Below are 23,006 nucleotides of genomic sequence, written 5' to 3' on the forward strand. Positions count from 1 at the left end.
CCTGCTGCAGGATGTCGCAAAGACGGGGCTTCGGCCCCGTTTTGTCTTTCCGGTTCGCGTCATTCGTGGCGCGCAAGGCTTAAGGTTTCGAGGCCGAACAAGCGAGGCAAACCGTCATGAAAATCACTGTCTTCGGTGCAGGTGCCTGGGGCACCGCGCTCGCCAGCCATGCCGCCGCGGCCCACGATGTGGTGCTGTGGGGGCGAGATGCCGCCCAGCTGGCCGCGATCGGCGCCGACCGCGTCAATGCTACCTACCTGCCGGGCGTGCCGCTGTCCGGGCGGCTCTTGGTGGAACCCGATTTCGAGCGGGCCGCGGCGCATGCCGATATCGAGCCCGATGGCCTGGTGATCGTCGCCACGCCAGTTTCGGGCCTGCGCGAAATGACGCGCAGGCTGGCCGCGAGCCAGGCCGGGGGTTTGCGCATGCTCTGGCTGTGCAAGGGCTTCGAAGCCGGCACCAATGCCTTGCCGCACCAGATGGTGCGCGAAGAACTCACTGCCGCCGGCCGTCTCGCCGACACCAGCTACGGCGTGCTGACCGGCCCGAGTTTTGCCCGTGAAGTGGCGCTGGGCCTGCCCTGCGCGCTGACCGTGGCGGGCACCTCGCCGGCACTCTCCGAGTTCGCTCAGCAGGCGTTCCATCACCATGCCATGCGCATCTACGGCAGCGACGACCTGGTCGGCGCCGAGGTGGGGGGCGCGGTCAAGAACGTGCTGGCGATCGCCACCGGCGCCAGCGATGGCCTGGGCCTGGGCCTGAACGCGCGCGCCGCGCTGGTAACGCGCGGCCTGGCCGAAATGACCCGGCTCGGCATGGCGCTGGGCGGACGCGTCGAAACCTTCATGGGCCTGGCGGGCATGGGCGACCTGATCCTGACCGCCACGGGCGATCTCTCGCGCAATCGCAAGGTCGGCCAGCAACTGGCCGAGGGCAAGACGCTGGCGCAGATCCTGGCCGAGTTGGGCCACGTTGCCGAAGGCGTGCGCTGCGCGCAGGCCGTGGCGGCGCTGGCCGCGGCCAAGGGCGTCGAGATGCCGATCACGCGCGCGGTATGCGCCGTGCTTTTCGAGGGGCTGCCTGCCGCCGATGCGGTGGCGCGGCTGCTCCAGCGCGATGCGCGCGATGAGTGAGCGCGCGATGGAAGATCGTCGCCGCATCCTGAAAGCCCTTGCCGCCTGTGCCATGCCTGGCGTGGCTGGCACGGCGCTGGCTGCGCCCGCGTCCGCCCAGCCCTGGCCGGTAAAGCCGGTCCGCATGATGGTGCCGTTCCCGGCCGGGTCCTCGCCCGACCTGATCGCGCGCCTGCTGACCGAGAAGCTGGCCGCGGCGCTCGGACAAGCGGTCGTGGTGGAGAACCGCCCGGGCGCGGGCGGCAATATCGGTACCGGCATGGTGGCCAGGGCCGCTCCGGACGGCTATACCTTGCTGCTCACGATCAATGGGCCGCTGGTCACCGCGCCCACCTTGTCGCGCCATCTCGGCTACGACCCGGTGCGCCAGCTCGCCCCCGTGTCGCTGGTGGCAACTTCGCCCAATGTGCTGGTGGTGGATGCCCGCCTGCCGGTGCATGACGTGCGGGAGTTCGTGGCCCTCGCCCGTTCCCGGCCGGGTGTGCTGAACTACGGGTCGGTCGGCAACGGCAGCGCTGCCCACCTGGCCATGGAGCAGCTCAAGGCGGCCGCCGGCATCGACCTGCAGCACRTCCCTTATCCGGGGTTTGCGCAGATCACCACCGCCATGGTCGGCGGTCAGGTGCAGGCCGGTTTCATGGTGCCGGCCATCGCCATGCCGTTGGTGACCGCTGGCAAGCTGCGCATCATCGCGGTCACCACCAGCGGGCGCACCAGCCTGCTGCCCGCGGTGCCAACCGTGGCGGAATCCGGCTATCCCGGCTTCGAGGCGATTTCATGGCAAGCGGTGCTGGCCCCGGCGGGCACGCCCGCGCCGGTGATCGACCGGCTCTATCGCGAGCTGGTGGCCATCATCGGCAGCGAGGACGTGCGCGCCAAGATGCGCGCCCAGTATTTCGTGCCGGCCGGCACCGCGCCGCAATCGCTGCGCCAGACCATGGCGAGCGAGAAGGTGCGCTGGGACAAGGTGATCCGCGTGGCGGGGGTGCAGCCGGAATAAGAAAGTGCGCCAGCGGCGGCCTCAGGCCCCGCCGGCAAAGCCGTTCTGGCGCCAGGCTTCGAACACCACGACCGCGACGGTATTGGAGAGGTTGAGGCTGCGGTTGTCCGGCCGCATGGGCAGCCGGATGCGCTGCGCGGTGGGAAACCATTCGCGCCGCTCCGGCGCCAGCCCGCGCGTTTCCGAGCCGAACACAAACCAGTCCCCGGGCTGGAAGCTGACCTGGCCGAAGGGCGTCGAGCCATGGGTGGTCAGCGCGAACATGCGGGCCGGGTCGGGCCGCTCGCTTTCCATCAGCGCGTCCCAGTTCTCGTGCACGCGCATGCTGGCGTACTCGTGATAATCCAGGCCGGCGCGGCGCATGCGCGCGTCTTCCAGCGGAAAGCCGAGCGGCTTGACAAGGTGCAGGCGCGCACCGGTGTTGGCGCACAGCCGTATCACATTGCCGGTGTTCGGCGGGATCTCGGGTTCGACCAGGACGACATTGAACATGTGGAGGGGCGGGCCAGGGGCGCCGCAGCCGTGAAACGCTGGGCAGCTTACCCTGCCGGGGGCCGGCTGTCACGCCGGGCCCATGGGCTGCGCTACGGCGTGCGCAAGGCGACCACCAGCGTCACGCGCGCCGCGCCGCTGGCTTTCAGGAGCCGCGCCGCTTCGCCCAAGGTGGCGCCGCTGGTCATCACATCGTCGACCAGGCCGATATGCTGGCCCGCAACGTCATGGCCGGACCCGAGGCCGAAGGCATCCTGCAGGTTGGCCTGCCGCGCGGGCAGGTCCAGCGTGGCTTGGGCCGGTGTATCGCGCAGCCTCGCCAGGAGCGTCGGCGCGGCGCGCACGCCCAGCCGGCGTGCCAGGGGCCGGGCGATTTCCCAGGACTGGTTGAAGCCGCGCTCTGCAAGGCGCTGCGCGGACAGCGGGATCGGCGCCAGCACATCGGGCAGGGCCAGGCCGGGCCTGCCGGACTCGTCGGCATGCCAGCGGCGTGCCAGCTCGCCCGCAAGCCAGTCCGCCAGCGGCAGCACGCCGCCGAACTTCAAGGCCAGCACCAAGCCGTCTTGCGGGCTGGCGTAGTCACCCAGCACCAGCGCGTCGTCGAACGGCGGCGGCTCGTAGCGGCACTGGGCACAGAGCGAGGCTACGCCTGGCCTGGCGGTGCGCCCTAGCGGCAGGGCGCAGCAGCGGCAACGCGGCAGCGGCGTCAGCAACTCTTGCGCGCAACCTGCGCAGACGGTTTCGTCCTGCACCGTGCCGCAAAGTGCGCAGGCCGCTGGCAGGAGCGTGCGCAGCAAGCGCCGCGCATGGTGGCGCAGGACGCCTTCGCCCGGGCGCGCCAGGCGGTACGGCACGGGGGGCGCGGGGGGCGCGGGGGCAGCTGCCGCATGGGGCACGTCGGAGCCGTCGGCGGCAGGCCTGGCGGTGGGCGCGTATACTTGCGATCCTGTTGCGGCGCCCGCTGGCGCGCGCACCGCATGCCCGGCCGCCGCCTCGCGCCGGCCGTCATCCTCATTCTTTGTTCCTTGCTGCCTGGTTTGACCGTGTCCCTGCATGACGCCGACTCCCCCGATGCCTATTTGCCGCCCACGCGGCTGACCCGCCTCGCCTTCGACCGGCGCAGCGCCGGATTCAGCCAACTGGACTTCCTGCTGGGCGAGATCGGCCAGCGCATGCAGGAGCGCATGCAGATGATCCGGCTGGCGCCGGCGCGCGCGCTCGATATCGGCTGCGGCCACGGGCGCGGCCTGGCCGCGCTGCGCGCCCAGTACCCGGATGCGCAGATCGCCGGGATGGATATTTCCGGCGCCATGCTGCACGAGGCCGCCCAGCGCGATCCCCAGCGCCAGGCCGGGTGGCTGGGGCGCCTGCTTGGCAAGCGCCCGACCTTTGACCTGGTACAGGGCGATCTTGCCACATTGCCCTTCGCCCCGGCCAGCTTCGACCTGTTGTGGTCCAACCTGGCGCTGCACTGGCACCCCGAGCCGCACCGGGTCTTCCCGGAGTGGCACCGGGTCACCCGCGACGAAGGCCTGGTCCTGTTCTCGCTGTTCGGGCCCGACACGCTGGCGCAATTGCGCGCCGCCTTTGCCGAAGTCGATGGCGACACCCACACGCTGCGCTTTGTCGACATGCACGATATCGGGGACATGCTGGTGCACAGCGGCTGGTCCACGCCCGTGATGGACATGGAGACCCTGACGATCACCTATGAGTCGCCGCGGACCCTGCTGCGCGAAGTGCAGGCCTTCGGCGGGCTGCGCCTGCCGGCTGGCGCGAGCCGGGGAGGGCTGCGTGGGCGCCGCTGGCATGCAGCGCTGCTGGCCGCGCTGGAGCGCCAGCGCAATGCCGAGGGGCTGATCCCGCTCACGTTCGAGATCGTCTACGGCCATGCCTGGAAGCTGGCGCCGCGCGGCAAGCAGGCTGTCGATGAGCTCGGCCACGCCGTGGTTCCGCTCGACAAGATCGGGCGCGCGCGGCAGCGCAAGTAACGTCCGCGGCGCTGCTGCACGCATCGGCGGCGCAGTCAAGCGGCCGATGGCGAGCACCGTACTGATGCACAAAAACTTGTCGCGCGCTAGCCCCTTGGTCAAGTAGCGGCCTTGTCCGAGTAGGCGAAGCGCCCTATAATGCGCCAGTTTGTCGCAGTGGTCTCCCTGGCACAATTTGCCCGAAATCGCACTTCAATGGTGCGTCCCAGGCGCAATCGTCCAGGCGTGCATCCAGCGCAGAGTAGTTGGCGATGCAAGGTTGGCGATGCAAGACTTGGGTATCGCACTCCAGACGGCGCAAGGCAAATCCGGCGGCAGTTCCGACGGATTTGGCCCGCCGGACAAAGACTGGCTGATGAAGCGGAATTGTTCGCTGTCTCCGCGCCAGGTTGGCTGGTTTTACCTCTCCATCGTCAGTGTTTCGCTCGCCATCGCTTTGTTCTTCGCGTGGCGAGGGTCATGGCTCGTGCTTCCGTTTGCCGGGCTGGAACTGCTGGGGCTGGGCATTGCCCTGCTGGTGCACGGGCGGCATGCGTCGGACTATGAGCGCGTCAGCCTCGTCGACGGCAGGCTGGTAGTGGTTTCGGTCAGTGCAGGGCAGCTGACACGGCATGAATTCAACCCGCTATGGGTGCGGGTTGAACCGGGTGAATCATTACGGGCGCTGGTGTTGCTGCGCTCGGGCAAGAGCGCTGTGCGGGTGGGGTGTTTTCTGGACCCGTACAAGCGGCGAAAGTTCGCGCAGGAGCTCGCATCGGCTTTGCGCTGCCTCTGAGAGGCGGCGGGGGCCGGCGAGTCACAGATTTGAATCTGTAAATTGGGTAGATAACAAATGAAAATGTGGAAGAAGGCATCCGCAGCGTGTCTGGTGGGGGCGTCCCTGCTCACCAGCCATGCAGCCCTGGCAGTGGAAGACATGCCAGGTGGCCCCGCCGTGCGACAGCTCAATCTGACCGAGCCGGTCACCAAGATCGCCGAGCAGATTCACTGGCTGAACTGGATGATGCTGATCATGTGCACCGTGATCTTCATCGGCGTGTTCGCGGTGATGTTCTACTCCGTGTTCACGCACCGCAAGTCCAAGGGCGCGAAGTCAGCCTCCTTCCACGAAAGCATCACCGTCGAGGTGATCTGGACCATCATCCCCTTCCTGATCGTCATCGGCATGGCCCTGCCCGCCACCAAGACGGTCGTGGCGATGAAGGACACCACCAACGCCGACATCACCATCAAGGCCACTGGCTACCAGTGGAAGTGGGGCTACGACTACCTGAAGGGCGACGGCGAGGGGATTTCCTTCGTGTCCACCCTGACCACCCCGCGCGAGCAGATCAACAACGAGGCCCCCAAGTCGAACACCTACCTGATGGAGGTGGACAACGAGATGGTGGTGCCCGTGAACAAGAAGGTCCGCATGGTGCTGACGGCCAATGACGTCATCCATGCCTGGATGATCCCGGCCTTCGGCGTCAAGCAGGATGCCATCCCCGGCTTCGTGCGCGACACCTGGTTCAAGGCCGAGAAGGTTGGCGTGTACCGTGGCCAGTGCGCCGAGCTGTGCGGCAAGGAACACGCCTTCATGCCGATCGTCGTGCGCGTCGTCTCCGACGCCGACTACGCCAAGTGGGTCGACGGCAAGAAGAAGGAGCTCGCCGCCAAGGCGGACGATCCCAACAAGACCTGGACCCTGGACGAGCTCAAGGCCCGTGGCGAGAAGGTCTACACCGCCAACTGCGCGGTCTGCCACCAGCCTAACGGCAAGGGCGGCGGCGCCTTCCCGGCTCTCGACGGCTCCAAGATCGTCAACGGCCCGGATGCCGGCCAGATGCATATCCTGCTGGAAGGCAAGGGTGCCATGCCGGTGTGGAAGCACCTCTCCGATACCGAGCTCGCTGCCGTCATGACCTACACCCGCAACAACTGGGGTAACAAGACGGGTGAAGTGATTCAACCGAGCGATTTCGTGAATGCGCGTGCCGGCAAGTTCCGCGAAGGCGGCGGCGCACCTGGCGCGAGCGGCGACGCCGCGCCCAAGACGGAAGACAAGCCCGCTGCCAAGCAGGCCAGCGCCGCGGGCGACCGCGCCGCAGGTTGAACAGGATTTCAGGAGTTTTCGCGATGAGTACTGCTACCCCGGACGCGCTCGCCCACCCGCACGACCACGCGCATGACGATCACCACGATCAACCGCATGGCTGGCGCCGTTGGCTGTTTGCCACCAACCACAAGGACATCGGTACGCTGTACCTGCTGTTCTCGTTCACCATGCTGCTGTCTGGCGGCGCGCTGGCACTGCTGATCCGTCTCGAGCTGTTCGAGCCGGGCTTGCAGTTCTTCCGCCCGGAACTGTTCAACCAGTTCACCACCATGCACGGCCTGATCATGGTGTTCGGCGCGATCATGCCGGCCTTCGTCGGCTTCGCCAACTGGATGATCCCGCTGCAGATCGGCGCATCCGACATGGCGTTCGCGCGGATGAACAACTTCAGCTTCTGGCTGATGCCCCCGGCAGCGCTGCTGCTGGTGCTGTCGTTCTTCGCACCGGGTGGCGCCACCGCCGCCGGCTGGACCCTGTACGCGCCGCTGTCGGTGCAGATGGGCCCCGGCATGGACATGGCGATTTTCGCCATGCACATCATGGGCGCGTCGTCGATCATGGGCTCGATCAACATCATCGTCACGGTGCTCAATATGCGCGCACCCGGCATGACGCTGATGAAGATGCCGATGTTCTGCTGGACCTGGCTGATCACCGCCTACCTGCTGATCGCCGTGATGCCGGTGCTGGCTGGCGCCATCACCATGGTGCTGACCGACCGTCACTTCGGCACGAGCTTCTTCTCGGCTGCCGGCGGCGGCGACCCGGTGATGTACCAGCACATCTTCTGGTTCTTCGGCCACCCCGAGGTCTACATCATGATCTTGCCGGCGTTCGGGATCGTCTCGCACGTCGTGCCGACCTTCGCCCGCAAGCGCCTGTTCGGCTATAGCTCGATGGTCTACGCGACCGCTTCGATCGCCATCCTGTCGTTCATCGTGTGGGCTCACCACATGTTCACGACCGGCATGCCCGTGACCGGCCAGCTGTTCTTCATGTACGCCACCATGCTGATCGCGGTGCCGACGGCTGTGAAGATCTTCAACTGGATCGCTACCATGTGGCGCGGCTCGATGACCTTCGAGACCCCGATGCTGTTCGCGATCGGCTTCATCTTCGTGTTCACCATCGGTGGCTTCACCGGCCTGATGCCGGCGGTAGCCCCGATCGACATCCAGCTGCAGGACACCTACTTCATCGTTGCCCACTTCCACTATGTGCTGGTGGCGGGCTCGCTGTTCGCGATGTTCTCGGGCTTCTACTACTGGGGTCCGAAGTGGAGCGGTTTCATGTACAACGAAACCCGCGGCCAGATCCACTTCTGGGGCTCGATGATTTTCTTCAACGTCACCTTCTTCCCGATGCACTTCCTGGGTCTGGCCGGCATGCCGCGTCGCTATGCCGACTACCCGACCCAGTTCGCGGATTTCAACGCGATTGCATCGATCGGTGCACTGGGCTTTGGCCTGATGCAGGTGTATTTCTTCTTCTTCGTGGTGCTGCCGTCCTACCGTGGCGGCAAGGCAGCCGGGGACAAGCCTTGGGATGGCGCCGAGGGCCTGGAATGGACCGTGCCGTCGCCGGCCCCGTTCCACACCTTTGAAGTGCCGCCGCAAGTCAAGTAAGCCACAGTCAGGTAAGCCGCAATAGGCACGGAAGGATGGGCAGTGCCCGTCCTTCCGCGCCACGCAAGCAAGGTGTTATGCAGGATCCAAACAAAAGTCCATCGCAGGCAGACCGCAAGGCCTCCAATCGTCGTCTCGGCCTGATCCTTTTCTCGATCGTGATGGTTTTCTTTTTGGGTTTCTTCGCCAAGATGATCTTTCTCGGCTGAAGCTGCAGGGTATTGAGATGAGCGCGAACCAGCAGTCAAGCAATGCCACCGACAAGAAGTTCAACCGCGGGATGATGCTGCGGCTGTTGGTGGTGGTGGCGTTGATGTTCTCGTTTGGCTATGCGCTGGTGCCGCTGTACAAGAAGATCTGCGAGATCACCGGCCTGAACGTGGTGACCACGCGGGACCTGTACGGTGGCCAGGTCAAGAACACGCAGGTGGACAAAACCCGTACGATCACGGTCGAGTTCGACTCCAACGCGCGCGGGCCCTTTGCCTTCCGTCCGGTCAAGAGCAGCATGGAAGTGCACCCGGGCGAGATGACCACCATCGTCTACGAAGTGGCGAACGGCCAGGCACGCGATATCTCGGCGCAGGCCATCCCGAGCTACCTGCCCAAGCTGGCCACGCAGTATTTCAAGAAGATCGAGTGTTTCTGCTTCAAGGAGCAGACGCTCAAGGCGAAGGAAGCACGCGAGATGCCGGTGGTGTTCGTGATCGATCCGGACCTGCCGAAAGACGTGAAGAACATTACGCTGTCCTATACCTTCTTCGAGATCAGGACGCCGGTGGCGCAAGCGCCGCAAGGTCCCCTCGACGCGCAGCCAGCAGGCGCGGGCAAGGGCATTTGAGTTTGCAGGCGAGGCGGGTTGCAGGGGAAAAGCCGTGGATGAGATGAAGGACGCGGTCAAGCGCAAGCTGTCATTTGTGCAGACGCTGCGCGCGGTGTTCTGGTCGTTTATCGGCCTGCGCAAGGGCAGCGAGCATGAGCGTGACATGGCACAGCTCAACCCGGTCCATGTGATCATTGCCGGCCTGATCGGGGTAGCCATCCTGATCGCGGTGCTGATCACGGTCGTGCGTGTGGTGGTAGGGTGAGGCCACGCAGCGCAAAGCACGGGGCAGGGCAGGAGTAAGTAAAAAGAGCAGGGCAAAAGCATGCCGCCGGCCTCGTCAGGGCTGGATGTGCGGATAACGATTACTGAATCAGAGACTCTGAGCTGGAGAAAAAAGAATGAGTGCGAACCGCGCAAACGCTCCGTACTACTTCGTACCGGGCCCCTCGCGCCATCCGATCACGGCTAGCTTTGGCTTGCTGCTGACGGCTGGGGGTGCTGCTGGCTGGGTAAACGGGCAGACCTGGGGGCCATACCTGTGCGGCCTGGGCCTGCTGTGGTTCCTGTTCGTGCTCAAGAGCTGGTTCGGCGAGGCGATCAACGAATCCGAGACGGGCAAGTACGGCAAGAATATCGACCTGTCCTTCCGCTGGTCGATGGGCTGGTTCATCTTTTCCGAGGTCATGTTCTTCGCGGCGTTCTTCGGCGCGCTGTTCTACGCCCGCAACATCGCCATGCCGTGGCTCGGCGACCTGAACAACAAGATCCTGTGGCCCGACTTCGCCGCCGTATGGCCGAACCTCGGACCGGCCGGTGTCGTGGAGAGCTTCCAGACCATGGGCCCGTGGCCGATCCCCACAATCAACACTGCCTTGCTGCTGATGTCCGGCGTGACGCTGACCTGGGCGCACCATGCGCTGCTCGCCAACAAGCGCAGCCAGCTGATCCAGGGCCTGGTGCTGACCATCCTGCTGGGCGCGATCTTCATGTGCTTCCAGGTGTACGAATACCACCACGCGTATTCGGAGCTGAACCTCAAGCTGACCTCGGGAATCTACGGTTCCACCTTCTTCCTGCTGACCGGCTTCCACGGTTTCCACGTGACGCTTGGCGCGATCATGCTGACAGTGGTGCTGGTGCGCGTGCTCAAGGGCCAGTTGACGCCCGACCATCACTTCGCATTCGAAGGCGCCGCCTGGTACTGGCACTTCGTTGACGTGGTGTGGCTGTTCCTCTACATCGTGGTGTACTGGCTGTAAGACACCCGATTGCAGTGCCCGCCGGCCACGCCGGCGGCATCGCGGGGGAGGTTCTCCTCCTTCGCGAGGAACAACAAAAAACAAGCGCCGCAGGGGAAGTAGCCAGCCTGCGGCGCTTGTTTTTTGTGGTTTGAGCCTGGCGTAGCCGCGCCGGCTTCAGGGCGCCATGCGGATGCCCGTGCTCTGTATCCATCCCATCCAGTGCGAGAACAGGATGAAGACGAACAGGGCCACCGAGAAGCCGACCCGGAACATCAGCGAGCGCATCATGTTTGGCGTCCTGCCGCGGTCGCGCATCATGAAGAACAGGGCGGAGGCCAGGCTACCGATGATGAGGAAGAACGCGATGAGGATGACGATGCGCATGGAGGGCCCGCAAGCGCGGGGTCTGCTAGGGATAGAGTGCCATTATCGCATCGGCGCGCGTGGCAACGCCCTCGGGAAATGCCAGGGAGGCCGTACGTGAAGCTGTGGCGCGCACTGAGCCCGCTGCCCACCATCGCCGCGCTGGTGGTGATTGCAGTCACCTGTGCCTTGGGCAACTGGCAGCTGAATCGCGCCCATGAAAAAGTGGCGCGGGCCGCGCGCCTTGAGGCGCTGGCCGCCCAGCCGCCGCTGGAGATCGGGCGCAGCCTGGTGAGTGGCGCGATGGCGGAGCGGCACGTGCGTGTGCGCGGGCGCTTCGATGCAGCGCACACGGTTTTGCTGGACAATCGCCCCCACGGCAACGGCACCGATAGCCGTGCCGGATTCATGGTACTGACGCCGCTGCGGGTTGCCGGGGGCGATGCGGCCACGCCGGCCGTGCTGGTGCTGCGCGGCTGGCTGCCGCGCGATGCGCAGGATCGCACCCATATCGCGCCGTTCCCGACGCCGGAAGGCGAGGTGGAGCTGGACGGCACCGCGCTGGCGACCGTGCCCAGGGTCTTCAGCCTGGGCCGTGGCGCGAATGCCGAAGCCGGCCAGAAGATCCGCCAGAATGTCGATCTCGCTGCCTACGCAACGGAGCTTGGCGTGCCCCTGCAACCCTTTGTGCTGGAACAGCGCAACGACAACGGCGACGGGCTGGCGCGCGACTGGGCGCCAGYGGACATCGGCGCGGATCGCCACTATGGTTATGCCTTCCAGTGGTTCGGGCTGGCGGCGCTGACCCTGGTGCTGCTGCTGGCGTTGAGCTGGCGGCGCGCTGCCCGCATGACGGCTTGAGCATTCTCGCGGGTGGCACCCGTATCACCTACGAACCACAGCGGCGCGTTGCGGTCAGATGAGCGCAACCGCCCCTAACGACAGACAGACGACAGACAGACGAAACACTATGCAACAGCCAGATCCCGCTTCGGCCCAGGCCGCCCGCGCCGCGCCGCAAGACTCGCGCATCGACGCCCGCACCCGTCGCGGCCGCATCCAGATGCTGCTGCTTTTGCTGGTGTGCGCTTCGCCTGTCATCGCTTCCTACCTGACGTACTACGTGTTCAAGCCGGCGGGCGGTTCCACCAACTACGGGACGCTGATCGAGCCGCAGCGCCCCATGCCCGCGATTCAGATCGGCAACGAGCGTGCCGAGTCCGTGCCGCTGGATAGTTTCAAGGGCAAGTGGCTGCTGGTGACGGCGGATGGCGCGGCGTGCGACGAAGCCTGCGCCAGGAAACTGTTCACCATCCGCCAGATCCGCGCGGGGCAGGGCCAGGACCGCGAGCGCATCGTGCCGGTGTGGCTGATCAGTGACGAAGGCCCGATCGATTCCCGCCTGTCGGCCGCCTACAACGAGCCCTATGCCGGCGTGCGCTTCCTGCGCGCCAACCGCGAGGCCATGCAGAAATGGCTGCCGGCGGAACCGGGTGCCCGGATCGAGGACAGCTTGTTCCTGATCGACCCGCTGGGCAACCTGATGATGCGCTTCCCCAAGGAGCCGGACCCCAAGAAGATGAGCTCCGACCTGAAGAAGCTGCTCAAGTACTCTCACATCGGGTGAGGCGCGCATGCTGCTCCAACTCGCCATCATCGGCGTCCTGATCGCGCTGTTCCCCTTGAGCTACGTGCTGGTCAAAGGGGACCGCAACAAGTACCGCAAGCTGGTCTGGATCACCGCCTTCCTGACGCTGGACCTGATCATGTTCGGCAGCTTCACGCGGCTGACGGACTCCGGCCTGGGCTGCCCTGACTGGCCGGGTTGCTATGGCCACTCCAACCCGCACTCGGCACAGGAGCCTATCCGCGCCGCCGAGACGGCCTTGCCCAGCGGGCCCGTGAGCATCACCAAGGCGTGGATCGAGATGGTCCACCGTTACTTCGCCCTGGCGGTCGGCGTGCTGATCACCACGCTGATGGTGCTGGCCTGGGTCAAGCGGCGCGAACTCAAGCAGTCGCCCTGGTTCGCCACCGGGGTGCTGCTGCTGGTGTGCGTGCAGGGCGCATTCGGGGCCCTTACGGTCACGCTCAAGCTGCAGCCGATCATTGTGGTCACGCACCTGATGCTTGCCATGAGCCTGCTGGCCGCGTTGATCTGGCTGGGCTCGCGCAACGATCCGCCCTTGCGGGTGGCGCCGCAGGCGGTGGGGCTGCGCTGGCCGGCGCGCATCGCGCTGGCCTTGCTGGTGCTGCAGATCTTCCTGGGCGGCTGGGTGAGCACTAACTATGCCGTGCTGGCCTGCACCGACTTTCCGCTGTGCAACGGCCAGCTCGTGCCGGACATGGACTTCCGCCACGGCTTCACGTTGTGGCGCCAGCTCGGCATGACCGCCGACGGCGACTACATCCCGCATTCGGCCCTGGTGGCGATCCATTGGGTGCATCGCGGCTTCGCTTTCGTCGTGCTGGCTTTCCTGGCCTGGTTCGGGCTGCAGGCACGCCGCCTTGGCGGCCTTGCGCGCAGTGCCGGCTGGTTGCTGGGCTTTCTCGCGCTGCAACTGGCCACTGGCCTGTCGAACATCGTGTTCGACTGGCCGCTGGGCGCCGCGGTGGCGCATAACGGCGGCGCGGCGGTCTTGCTGCTGCTCCTGGTTCGCCTCAACTACAATATAGGGCTCGCGGCCCGGTCCGCTGACATTGCTACCGACGTGCCGGCCGCCGCGCGCGCCACATGAAAGACAAGAACTCCCCAGTGGTTACAGCTACCCACACACATCCCTTCGGACGGGTTCGCCACCTGGTCCGCCAGTACGCCGCCCTGACCAAGCCGCGGGTGACGCAGCTTGCCGTCTTCTGCGCCATCATCGGCATGTTCCTCGCCACACCCGGCATGGTGCCGTGGCCGGTGCTGATCGGGGGTGCCGCCGGCATCTGGCTGTTGGCAGGTGCCGCTTTCGCCATTAACTGCCTGGTGGAGCAGAAGGTCGACGCGCTGATGCGCCGCACCGCGTGGCGCCCGTCGGCCACCGGCGAGATCACCACCATCCAGACGCTGGTGTTCTCCGCCGTGCTGGGCGGGGCGGGGATGTGGCTGCTGCACGTCTACACCAACGACCTGACCATGTGGCTGACCGTGGCCACCTTCGTTGGCTACGCCGTGGTGTACACCATCCTGCTCAAGCCGGCCACGCCGCAGAACATCGTCATCGGCGGCCTGTCCGGCGCCATGCCGCCGGCGCTGGGCTGGGCTGCGGTCGCGGGCGAGCTGCCGGCGGAAGCCTGGTTCCTGGTGCTGATTATCTTCACGTGGACGCCGCCGCACTTCTGGGCCCTGGCCCTGTATCGCCGTGCCGACTACGCCAAGTCCGGCCTGCCGATGCTGCCGGTGACGCACGGCGAGCGCTTCACGCTGCTGCATATCCTGCTGTACACGCTGATCATGATCGCGGCCACGCTGCTGCCTTTTGTGTACGGCATGTGCGGCTATATCTACCTGGCGGCCGCGCTGATCCTGGGGGGCGGGTTCCTGGCCTACTCGTGGAAGATGTATCGCAACTACTCGGATGCGCTGGCGCAACGCACCTTCCGCTTCTCGATCCTGTATCTCTCGCTGCTGTTCGCCGCGCTGCTGGTCGATCACTACTTCAAGTTCCTGCCGCAGGCCTGAGCGGGGCGCACAGGCTTGCGGCATCTTGTCGCGGCCTGCGCGCGTGACGGCCTCGATCGGCGATACTGCGTGTCATCTGTTAATGTGACCTTGTCGCGTCCAGCCGCCTGCCGGGCGGCGCCGGCTGGCCAACACCACCCGAACTCGCATGCCAAACCACTTCCCTTCAGGCTTCCTCCCCACCTTCGCGACCTTCCGCCGGTTTTGCCTGCTGGCCCTGTGCGCGCTGCTGCTGGCGGCATGCGGCCAGCAGAAGGCTTCCTTCAAGAACGTCGATATCACCGGCGGCAGTGAGTTCGGCAAGGACTTCGTCCTCACCGACCACAACGGCAAGGTGCGTTCCATTGGCGACTTCAAGGGCAAGGCGGTAGTGATGTTCTTCGGCTATACGCATTGCCCTGACGTGTGCCCGACCACCATGGCCGAGCTCAAGGCGGTGATGGAGCAATTGGGGCCGGACGCCGACAAGGTGCAGGTGCTGTTCGTGACGGTGGATCCGGAGCGCGATACGCAGGCGCTGCTGGCGCAGTATGTGCCGGCCTTCGATCCGCGCTTCCTGGGCATGCGCCCGGCCGACGATGCCGCGCTGCAGAAGGTTGCCAAGGACTTCAAGGTGTTCTACGCCAAGGTGCCGGGCACGTCCCCGAACAACTACACCATGGATCACTCGGCGGGCAGCTATGTGTTCGACCCGAGCGGCAAGCTGCGCCTGTTTATCCGCCACGGCCAGGGGCCGGAGCCGATCGTGCACGACCTCAAGCAACTGCTGTCCTGAGGCGAGCCGCCGGCGGCGAAGCCGGCAGGCAAAATAAAACAGGGCCGGTCTCGCGACCGGCCCTGTTCTACTTTTGGCGCGCTTAAGTCTTAGGCAAAAGCCTGCAGCGCACCCTTCATCTTCTTCATCGCCGCGGTTTCGATCTGGCGGATGCGTTCGGCGGAAACGCCGAATTCGTCAGCCAGTTCGTGCAGCGTGGAGCCGCCCGAGCCGTCGTCGTTGACCTGCAGCCAGCGCGCCTCGATGATGCGGCGGCTACGGTCGTCGAGCTTGGACAGCGCTTCTTCCAGGCCTTGCACCTGCAGGCGGTCGTGGCGCTGGGCCTCGATCACGCGGGTGGGCTCATTGTGGTTGTCGGCCAGGTAGGCGATGGGCGCGAAGTCCTCTTCGCCATCGTCGATCTGCCCTTCGAGCGCCAGGTCGCCGCCCGACAGGCGGGTTTCCATCTCCATCACTTCTTCCGGCTTGACGTTCAGCTCACGCGCAACCGCGTCGATCTGTTCCGGCGTGAAGGTATGGGCACCCTGCTTGTGGCTGCGCAGGTTGAAGAACAGCTTGCGCTGAGCCTTGGTGGTAGCCACCTTGACCATGCGCCAGTTCTTCAGCACGTATTCGTGGATCTCGGCCTTGATCCAGTGCATCGCATACGACACCAGCCGCACGCCCTGATCCGGGTCGAAGCGCTTCACAGCCTTCATCAGGCCGATATTGCCTTCCTGAATCAGGTCTGCGTGGGGCAGGCCATAGCCGAGGTACTGGCGGGCGATGGACACCACCAGGCGCAGGTGCGACAGCACCATGCGGCGCGCAGCATCGACGGAATCATGCTCGCGCAACTCGCGCGCGAGCCGCTGCTCTTCCTCGGGGGTAAGCAGGGGAATACGGTGGACAGCCTGGATATAGCTGTCGATATTTCCCAGCGTTCCGGGAAAGGTCAGCGCAAACGTCCCGGCGCCTTGCGGCACCGTAGGCAGACGGTTGGTCATTTGGGTTTGGTCAGCAGATAGGACTGCGTTCACTCGATTGCTCCTTTCGCATCCGGCGGGTGGGTTGCCCGCTTGTGCGGCCCTTTTTGGGGTCTCGCACTGCATTGCAACACATATTAGCACTCAAGCCGGGGGACTGCTAAGTTGGAGTACCAATAGGGTTGATAGTTCCTGGTAATCGAATGGTTATTCTACATAGTATTTTAATCCGACATCTTGCGGAATGTGACGAGGCCACTATCTCACGCGGGTGCGCGAACGATCCGACCATGATTAGAGGGCCACTGGCCCTGCCGGTTCTGTCGCCAGTTGAGATGCTGTGTTTCGCTAGCAGCTACACTCTTTTCATTTGTCTCAGTGGTGCTGAGCGCCAGCATCGACCAAACCGGGGAACATCATGTCTGCTATCGAGCACTTGTTAAAGCCGCACACCCGTGACCTCGGCGACTTTGCCGTGAGCCGTCTGCTGCCCGCCGCGGCAACCCAGACTGTCGGCCCATTCATCTTTTTCGACCACATGGGCCCGGTGGCCATGCCGCCCGGAGAAGGCGCCGATGTGCGCCCGCATCCCCACATCGGACTGGCCACGGTCACCTACCTGTTCGAGGGTGAGATCCTTCACCACGACAGCCTGGGCAGCAAACAGGTCATCAGGCCGGGCGACGTGAACTGGATGACGGCTGGCAGCGGCATCGCGCACTCGGAGCGCTCGCCCCAGTCCGCCCGCGATGCCGGGCCGCGCCTGCACGGCATCCAGACCTGGGTGGCGCTGCCCAAGGAGTACGAGAACGTCGAGCCGTCCTTTCATCACCATCCGGCCGCGACGCTGCCCAAGCTGGAGCGCCCTGGCGTACGCATGACGGTGATTGCGGGCGATGCGTTTGGCGCCGAGGCGCCGGTGAAGGTGTTCAGCCGCACGCTCTACGTGGCCATTGAGCTCGACGCGGGCGCCAGCCTGGAGATTCCGGCGGAACACGCCGAGCGCGGCATCTACCCGGCGGACGGCACCATCGCCCTGGACGGCGAAGTGTTGCCCGAGCGGCACCTGGCAGTGCTGGTGCCGGGCCAGCCGGTGACGTTGACGGCGCAGGTGGCGTCGCGCGTGATGCTGCTCGGCGGCGACCCGACCGACGGCCATCGCTTCATCTTCTGGAATTTCGTTGCCAGCACCAAGGAAGCAATCGAAGCAGCCTCCAAACGCTGGGAGGATGACCAGTTCCCGCGCGTGCCGGGCGAGAGCGACCGCATTCCGCTGCCACCGCGCAAGCGCTAAAGGCCCCTGCTTGCCGGGCCAGGCTCAGACCGGGCTGGCCCAGGCCACGCGCGTGCCTTGCTGCAGGCAGTCGCGGATGGCGTCGATCTGCGTGGCGATCGGGGCAGGCACAGGCGCCTTGCCGTCCAGCACGAGGCGGATCCAGGCCGCGGTCTGGTCCACGTCACTGCCGGGCGGCAATTCCGGCACTTCAACGATGGAGCCCGACGTCGGGTCGACCAAGGTGCGTTGATGCCCGTCGTGCAGCCAGTCGATGCGGCTGTTGCGCCGGGCATCCGCGACCACCTCGCCCTCGGTGCCTCGCGCCAGCAGCACATTGGCGGGCTCGCGCGAGAAATAATCGGTCAGGGTTTCGCGGTACTCGGGGTGGGTGTAGCTATACAGCCGCAGCGCCTCGGCCGGGCTGTGCGCGCCCACAGGCTGCAGCATCTTGACCACCGTATGCGCAGAGTTGCGCAAGCCGATCTGCATGCGCTTGTCCAGCATCCGGGCCAGCGCCGGCGACAGCACGTCGATCGGCAGCACCGCCAGTGGGCCGGGCTGGGCATCCTTGCTGCGCAGCTGGGATTCGGCCTGCGCCACGGAGCTGCAAGGCATGATGCCCAGCGCCTCGAACAGCGAGATGCTGGTGACGCGCCCGTTGAATTGGCGGGAGCCGTGCACCAGCACCGGAATGCCCTCGCGCGCCAGCAGCAGCGCTAGCAGCGGCACCAGGTTAGGCTGCTTGCGCGCGCCGTTATAGCTGGGGATTGACACCACGACGCGGTCCGCCGGGCCGGCCAGCGGCAGGCAATGGGCGTGCGCGGCATCGAGCATCCCGGCCAGCTCGTGCGGGGCCTCGCCCTTGATGCGATAGGCCATCAGCACCGCGCCCAGCTCGATATCGGCCACGCGCCCTGCCAGCATGGCATCGAACAGCGCCTGGGCATCTTCGCGCGGCAGCGCGCGGGCGCCATTGACGCCCCGGCCGATTTCCTTGATGTACTTCGCGGCAGCGAAGGCAGGGGCGGCGGGGGCCGCAGGGGAGGTAGGCGTGGTGGTCATGGCGGGTTGGGACTATGTTGTTTGAAGTCCATGATAGCGGAGCGGGCCGGCCGTGCCCATGACAGCCGCGGTGCCGGCTCGGCTTCGCGTCGCGCGCGGCAGCGGCTGGCCCGTCATCGCTCCCGCTCAGGCGGCTTCCTTCAGGGCGGGATTGCGCTGCTTGCGGTACAGGAAGTCCAGCACTGCCGTGCGGCATGCGTGGTAATCCTTGTCTTCGGCCAGCGCCATGCGCTCGCGTGGCCGCGGCAGGTCCACCTTCAGCACTTCGCCGATGGTGGCCGCGGGGCCGTTGGTCATCATGACGATGCGGTCGGCCAGCAGCACCGCTTCATCCACGTCGTGGGTCACCATCACCACCGTGCTGCGCGTCTTCGCCACGATCTTGATCAATTCGTCCTGCAGCTGCGCGCGGGTGAGCGCATCCAGCGCGCCGAAGGGCTCGTCCATCAGTAGCACCTTGGGCTCCATCGCCAGCGCCCGGGCGATGCCCACGCGCTGCTTCATGCCACCCGAGATCTCCTGCGGATACTTGGCTTCGGCATGCGTCAGGCCAACCAAGGCCAGCGTGTCGTGCGTGCGGGCCTTCAGTTGCGCCTTGCCTTCGCTGCCGCCGAACACGCGCTCCACGCCAAGGTAGACGTTGTCGAAACAGGTCAGCCAGGGCAGCAGCGAATGATTCTGGAACACCACTGCCCGATCCGGGCCGGGGCCGGCGATCTCGCGCTCGGCGCAGATCAGCGCGCCGGCGCTGGGCCGGTCCAGCCCGGCCAGCAGGTTGAGCAAGGTGGACTTGCCACAGCCCGAATGGCCGATCAGCGTAATGAACTCGCCGCTGGCGATGGTCAGGTTGACATCGCGCAGGGCGACGAACGGCCCCTTCTTGGTCTTGAAGGTCTGCCCGACATTTTCGATACGGACGAACTTTTCCATGAGCTTCTCCTTGGGCGCCAGGGCGCCAGGGCGCGGGTAGCGACTTGCGTCTTTGCGACTTGGCGTCCTAGTTGCCGTAGCTGAAGCGCTTGGCCAGGCTGAGCAGCGCGTATTCGAGCAGCAGCCCGACCATGCCGATGATGAAGATCGCGATGACGATGTGTTCCACCTTCAGGTTGTTCCACTCGTCCCACAGCCAGAAGCCGATGCCGGTGCCGCCAGTGAGCATTTCCGCGGCCACGATCACCAGCCAGGCGGTACCGATGGACAACCGCACGCCGGTGAGCATGTACGGCAGCACGGCGGGCAGCAGCACGCGGGTGAACACCTTCCATTCGGAAAGGTCGAGCACGCGCGCCACGTTCAGGTAGTCCTGCGGCACGCGGGTCACGCCCACCGCGGTATTGATCACCATCGGCCAGATCGAGCAGATGAAGATGGCCCAGATCGCCGCCGGATTTGCCGACTTGAACAGCAGCAGGCCAATGGGCAGCCAAGCCAGCGGCGAGACCGGGCGCAGCAGGCTGATGATGGGCGCCATCATCGCGTTGAGAAAGGCGAAGCGGCCCAGCGCGAAGCCGGCCGGGATGCCGATCAATGCGGCCAGCCCGAAGCCCGCCGCCACGCGCGCCAGCGATGCCAGCACGTTCCAGCCGATGCCCTGGTCATTGGGGCCGTTGCGGTAGAACGGGTCGGCGAACAGCGGCACGGCGGCATGCCAGGTGCCGGCCGGCGTGGGGATGGCGGGGATCATGGTGGCGATGCCGTGCCACATCAGCAGGAACAGCGCAAAGCCCGCGACGGGCGGCATCACCTTGAGCACCACGGCGGTGATGGCGTCGCGCAGCGCCGCGCGGCGGGCCTCGGCTTGCGCGGCGAGCGCGCGGCGCTCGGCGCGTTCATGGGCGTGCTGGTCGCCAACCACGGCAACCTCGGCAGTGGTGCCGGCATCGGCGGGCGCGGCTTGGTTGGCGGCATGCGGGGCCGGCTGGGCTAGTGCATTCACGTCAGGCTCCTTCGGTAGCCGGCGTGTCGCCACGCCGGCGTTCAAGCGGCAATCAAAATCGGAATCACGCCGGGGCGCGTGTGCGTTAGGCCTTGATCTTGAAGCCGTCGGCGTAGGCCTTGGGGTCCTTGCTGGCATCCCACACCACGCCGTCGATCAGCTTCGCGGTACGGAAGTCGCTCTTGGGCAGCGGCACCTGCGCGGCCGCAGCGGCCTGCTTGTAGATGTCGATGCGATTGACCTTCTTCGCCACTTCCAGGTAGTCAGGGTGATCCTTGAGCAAGCCCCAGCGCTTTTGCTGCGTGAGGAACCACATGCCGTCGGAGAGGAAGGGATAGTTGGCGGCGCCGTCCTGGTAGAACTTCATCGAGTCCGGGTCGTCCCAGGTCTTGCCCAGGCCGTTGTTATAGCGGCCCAGCATGCGGTCCAGGATGATGTCCATGTCGGTGTTGACGTAGGACTTCGCGGCAATGGTCTCGGCGGTCTTGCGGCGGTTGGAGGCCGATGCGTCGATGTACTTCGATGCATCGAGCACGGCAGCCACCATCGCGCGTGCCGTGTTGGGATACTTCTGCACGAACTCTGCCGTGGTGCCCAGGGTCTTTTCCGGGTGATCCTTCCAGATCGCCTGCGTGGTCTCCGCGGTAAAGCCGATCTTGTCGGCGATGGCACGCGCCCCCCAGGGCTCGCCCACGCAGAAGCCGTCCATGTTGCCCACGCGCATGTTGGCCACCATCTGCGGCGGCGGCACGGTGATGGCCTTGGCGTCCTGCATCGGGTTGATGCCGTTGGCAGCCAGCCAGTAGTACAGCCACATGGCATGGGTGCCGGTGGGGAAGGTCTGGGCGAAGGTGTACTCGCGCTTTTCCTTCATCATCAGCGCCTTCAGGCTGGCGCCGTCCTTGACGCCTTTCTCGGCCAGCTTGGATGACAGCGTGATGGCCTGGCCGTTGTGGTTCAGGTTCATCAGCACCGCCATGTCTTTCTTGGGGCCGCCAATGCCAAGCTGCACGCCATAGATCAGCCCGTACAGCACATGCGCCGCATCGAGTTCGCCATTGACCAGCTTGTCGCGCACGCCGGCCCAGGAGGCTTCCTTGGTGGGCGTGATCTTGATGCCGTATTTTTTGTCGAAGCCGAGCGTGCCGGCCATCACGACCGAGGCGCAGTCCGTCAGCGGGATGAAGCCGATCCTCACCTCCGGTTTTTCCGGCGCGTCGGAGCCTGCTGCCCATGCACCTGCGCGTACCAGGGGATCGACCAGGGTGATCACGCTGGCGCCGGCGATGGTAGCCAGGGCGCGGCGCCGTCCGTTGCTGGCGGGCACCGCATCGGCTCCCGTGGTGCTGGCGTCGGTGGCAACTGCTGCGTGCAGCGACTTGGCAATCTTCAGGCGAGAGGGCATTGACACGGCTCCAAATAAAAAGCGTCCTGAACTGCTCCGCTTTCGCCAGAAATGCGGGGGGCAGGTCAGGACGCCGTTGTCCCGTGATGCGGCGCAGCCGTCGTTGGCGGCGCACATCGGTATGTGATCGGCCGTCGTTGGCCGATGCTTCGATTACGCAAGCCGCGTGCCAAGGGTCGGGAGGGCTGTTGCCGGGGGCTGACGGCCGGCGAGGGCGGGCAAGGAGCCAGAAGCGGGCGCGCCGAGGCGGCGTCCGTGCGCTGCCGGTGCGTGAAAGGTGATGCGGTCGCGCCATCCTTGTGCATTGCACCAAGCGCGTGCGGGGGCGCATCGAGGCGCCCGATCGTGGTTTGTTCGGGGCTTAGCTCATCACATCGATGACCCGCCGCGCCGCCTCGACGAGCTTGATGCCGCGCTCCATCGCCATGCTGCGCAGCCGCTTGTAGGCCTCGTCTTCGGTCATGCCGCGCTCCTTCATCAGCAGGCCCTTGGCACGCTCTACTTCCTTGCGCTCGGCCAGCTGCAGCCGCGTGGCATCAAGCTCCGCGCGCAGTTCCTGGTCTAGTTCGAAGCGCGCATAGGCCACATCCAGCACGGTCTTGACGCGATCGGCGCGCAGGCCATCGACGATGTAGGCAGTGATGCCGGCAGACAGCGCAGCCTTGATGCGCTGGGCGTCGTCGTTGTCCGTGAAGAGCACGATGGGGCGCGGCGCGTGCTGGGTCGATACGCACACATGTTCGACCGTATCGCGCGCGGCCGACTCCGAGGCGATGATGATCAGGTCCGGCTGCCGCGCGGCGATGGCGTCGGGTAGCCGCAGGTCGGCGTCCACCGTTTCGATGTCCGTGAAGCCCGCAGACACAAGCCCGGCGCGGATCGTCTCGATATTGAGCGGATCCTCGTCATGCGGGTCGCGCACCAGCAAGATGCGCAGCGCGCGTGAGCCCGACGCGGCGGGCGCGGGGCTGGCGGGACTCGTCGGGGTGGAGGGGGCTGGGGGGCGTCTGTTCATGGCGTCACTTGGAATGCCTCTTGCCATGCAAGATTCGCGCCGAGATGCTTTTAATTGTATTGCGGGGTTTCCCGGATTCAATAGCTGCCGGCGTACGCGGCCAGAACCGCCGGTGTATGCTATTGCCCTGCTG

General features: G+C 65.7%; 25 protein-coding genes. 16 read left to right on the forward strand and 9 right to left on the reverse strand.

What is annotated here, in order from left to right; translation table 11 throughout:
* The first annotated feature begins 116 nt into the window (after positions 1-116).
* Both AB4061_RS07215 and AB4061_RS07220 read left to right on the forward strand, forming a co-directional pair.
* Positions 117-1,133, forward strand: a complete 1,017-nt coding sequence (locus AB4061_RS07215; protein ID WP_441632264.1) for an NAD(P)H-dependent glycerol-3-phosphate dehydrogenase — start codon at positions 117-119, stop codon at positions 1,131-1,133.
* Positions 1,134-1,140: 7 nt separating this feature from the next.
* Positions 1,141-2,133 (forward strand): Bug family tripartite tricarboxylate transporter substrate binding protein, encoded by a 993-nt coding sequence (locus AB4061_RS07220; protein WP_441632266.1) that lies wholly within the window; start codon positions 1,141-1,143, stop codon positions 2,131-2,133.
* 21 nt (positions 2,134-2,154) lie between these two features.
* Here AB4061_RS07220 and trmL read toward each other — a convergent pair whose 3' ends face one another.
* Both trmL and AB4061_RS07230 read right to left on the reverse strand, forming a co-directional pair.
* Complete coding sequence (gene trmL, locus AB4061_RS07225) at positions 2,155-2,625, reverse strand: tRNA (uridine(34)/cytosine(34)/5-carboxymethylaminomethyluridine(34)-2'-O)-methyltransferase TrmL (protein ID WP_043343349.1); 471 nt, start codon at positions 2,623-2,625, stop codon at positions 2,155-2,157.
* A gap of 92 nt (positions 2,626-2,717) precedes the next feature.
* Positions 2,718-3,467 (reverse strand): phosphoribosyltransferase family protein, encoded by a 750-nt coding sequence (locus AB4061_RS07230; RefSeq protein ID WP_441632404.1) that lies wholly within the window; start codon positions 3,465-3,467, stop codon positions 2,718-2,720.
* A 201-nt stretch (positions 3,468-3,668) separates the two neighbouring features.
* On the opposite strand from AB4061_RS07230, the gene AB4061_RS07235 reads away from it, so the two are divergent.
* The 8 genes from AB4061_RS07235 to AB4061_RS07270 all read left to right on the forward strand — a co-directional run bounded on the left by AB4061_RS07235 (position 3,669) and on the right by AB4061_RS07270 (position 10,424).
* Positions 3,669-4,616 carry a methyltransferase domain-containing protein gene (locus AB4061_RS07235; RefSeq protein ID WP_441632268.1) on the forward strand — a complete coding sequence of 316 codons (948 nt, stop codon included), beginning with the start codon at positions 3,669-3,671 and terminating at the stop codon, positions 4,614-4,616.
* Between the two features lie 265 nt (positions 4,617-4,881).
* Positions 4,882-5,391 carry a DUF2244 domain-containing protein gene (locus tag AB4061_RS07240; RefSeq protein ID WP_253929796.1) on the forward strand — a complete coding sequence of 170 codons (510 nt, stop codon included), beginning with the start codon at positions 4,882-4,884 and terminating at the stop codon, positions 5,389-5,391.
* A 57-nt stretch (positions 5,392-5,448) separates the two neighbouring features.
* On the forward strand, positions 5,449-6,711 hold the full coding sequence (coxB, locus tag AB4061_RS07245; protein ID WP_441632270.1) for a cytochrome c oxidase subunit II: 1,263 nt from the start codon (positions 5,449-5,451) through the stop codon (positions 6,709-6,711).
* A gap of 23 nt (positions 6,712-6,734) precedes the next feature.
* Entirely contained in the window at positions 6,735-8,339 is a 1,605-nt protein-coding gene (ctaD, locus tag AB4061_RS07250; RefSeq protein ID WP_006159471.1) for a cytochrome c oxidase subunit I, read from the forward strand.
* 77 nt (positions 8,340-8,416) lie between these two features.
* Positions 8,417-8,548, forward strand: coding sequence for a cytochrome oxidase small assembly protein (locus AB4061_RS07255; RefSeq protein WP_006159470.1), 132 nt, complete (start codon positions 8,417-8,419; stop codon positions 8,546-8,548).
* A gap of 17 nt (positions 8,549-8,565) precedes the next feature.
* Positions 8,566-9,180 (forward strand): cytochrome c oxidase assembly protein, encoded by a 615-nt coding sequence (locus AB4061_RS07260; protein WP_441632272.1) that lies wholly within the window; start codon positions 8,566-8,568, stop codon positions 9,178-9,180.
* A gap of 34 nt (positions 9,181-9,214) precedes the next feature.
* Entirely contained in the window at positions 9,215-9,427 is a 213-nt protein-coding gene (locus tag AB4061_RS07265; RefSeq protein WP_441632274.1) for a DUF2970 domain-containing protein, read from the forward strand.
* A gap of 136 nt (positions 9,428-9,563) precedes the next feature.
* Positions 9,564-10,424 carry a cytochrome c oxidase subunit 3 gene (locus AB4061_RS07270; protein ID WP_441632276.1) on the forward strand — a complete coding sequence of 287 codons (861 nt, stop codon included), beginning with the start codon at positions 9,564-9,566 and terminating at the stop codon, positions 10,422-10,424.
* Positions 10,425-10,580: 156 nt separating this feature from the next.
* Here AB4061_RS07270 and AB4061_RS07275 read toward each other — a convergent pair whose 3' ends face one another.
* Complete coding sequence (locus AB4061_RS07275) at positions 10,581-10,790, reverse strand: twin transmembrane helix small protein (protein WP_006159466.1); 210 nt, start codon at positions 10,788-10,790, stop codon at positions 10,581-10,583.
* 78 nt (positions 10,791-10,868) lie between these two features.
* On the opposite strand from AB4061_RS07275, the gene AB4061_RS07280 reads away from it, so the two are divergent.
* The 5 genes from AB4061_RS07280 (at position 10,869) to AB4061_RS07300 (ending at position 15,214) form a co-directional block, all read left to right on the forward strand.
* Entirely contained in the window at positions 10,869-11,630 is a 762-nt protein-coding gene (locus AB4061_RS07280) for an SURF1 family protein (protein WP_441632278.1), read from the forward strand.
* Between the two features lie 109 nt (positions 11,631-11,739).
* A complete protein-coding gene (locus tag AB4061_RS07285) occupies positions 11,740-12,396 on the forward strand; it encodes an SCO family protein (protein WP_441632280.1) in 657 nt (218 codons plus the stop codon).
* Positions 12,397-12,403: 7 nt separating this feature from the next.
* Positions 12,404-13,507 (forward strand): COX15/CtaA family protein, encoded by a 1,104-nt coding sequence (locus AB4061_RS07290; protein ID WP_441632282.1) that lies wholly within the window; start codon positions 12,404-12,406, stop codon positions 13,505-13,507.
* Positions 13,504-14,439 carry a heme o synthase gene (locus AB4061_RS07295; protein WP_441632284.1) on the forward strand — a complete coding sequence of 312 codons (936 nt, stop codon included), beginning with the start codon at positions 13,504-13,506 and terminating at the stop codon, positions 14,437-14,439. Before AB4061_RS07290 ends, AB4061_RS07295 begins: the two co-directional genes overlap by 4 nt.
* A 148-nt stretch (positions 14,440-14,587) precedes the next feature.
* Complete coding sequence (locus tag AB4061_RS07300) at positions 14,588-15,214, forward strand: SCO family protein (protein ID WP_441632286.1); 627 nt, start codon at positions 14,588-14,590, stop codon at positions 15,212-15,214.
* Positions 15,215-15,303: 89 nt separating this feature from the next.
* Here the strand turns inward: AB4061_RS07300 and rpoH are convergent, their stop codons facing one another.
* Entirely contained in the window at positions 15,304-16,200 is an 897-nt protein-coding gene (gene rpoH / locus AB4061_RS07305; protein WP_006159460.1) for an RNA polymerase sigma factor RpoH, read from the reverse strand.
* Between the two features lie 397 nt (positions 16,201-16,597).
* Between rpoH and AB4061_RS07310 the strand changes: the two genes are divergently transcribed.
* Positions 16,598-17,473, forward strand: coding sequence for a pirin family protein (locus tag AB4061_RS07310; RefSeq protein WP_441632289.1), 876 nt, complete (start codon positions 16,598-16,600; stop codon positions 17,471-17,473).
* A gap of 24 nt (positions 17,474-17,497) precedes the next feature.
* On the opposite strand, the gene ybiB is transcribed toward AB4061_RS07310, so the two are convergent.
* The 5 genes from ybiB to AB4061_RS07335 form a co-directional block, all read right to left on the reverse strand.
* A complete protein-coding gene (gene ybiB / locus AB4061_RS07315; protein ID WP_441632291.1) occupies positions 17,498-18,517 on the reverse strand; it encodes a DNA-binding protein YbiB in 1,020 nt (339 codons plus the stop codon).
* Between the two features lie 126 nt (positions 18,518-18,643).
* Positions 18,644-19,447, reverse strand: coding sequence for an ABC transporter ATP-binding protein (locus tag AB4061_RS07320; RefSeq protein WP_441632293.1), 804 nt, complete (start codon positions 19,445-19,447; stop codon positions 18,644-18,646).
* Between the two features lie 67 nt (positions 19,448-19,514).
* Positions 19,515-20,453, reverse strand: coding sequence for a nitrate ABC transporter permease (gene ntrB / locus AB4061_RS07325; RefSeq protein ID WP_441632295.1), 939 nt, complete (start codon positions 20,451-20,453; stop codon positions 19,515-19,517).
* Positions 20,454-20,538: 85 nt separating this feature from the next.
* Positions 20,539-21,858, reverse strand: coding sequence for a CmpA/NrtA family ABC transporter substrate-binding protein (locus AB4061_RS07330; RefSeq protein ID WP_441632297.1), 1,320 nt, complete (start codon positions 21,856-21,858; stop codon positions 20,539-20,541).
* A gap of 361 nt (positions 21,859-22,219) precedes the next feature.
* Positions 22,220-22,873 carry an ANTAR domain-containing response regulator gene (locus AB4061_RS07335; protein ID WP_441632299.1) on the reverse strand — a complete coding sequence of 218 codons (654 nt, stop codon included), beginning with the start codon at positions 22,871-22,873 and terminating at the stop codon, positions 22,220-22,222.
* Positions 22,874-23,006: the final 133 nt, after the last annotated feature.

It is taken from the genome of Cupriavidus sp. YAF13, assembly GCF_052113425.1.
Lineage (GTDB): Bacteria > Pseudomonadota > Gammaproteobacteria > Burkholderiales > Burkholderiaceae > Cupriavidus.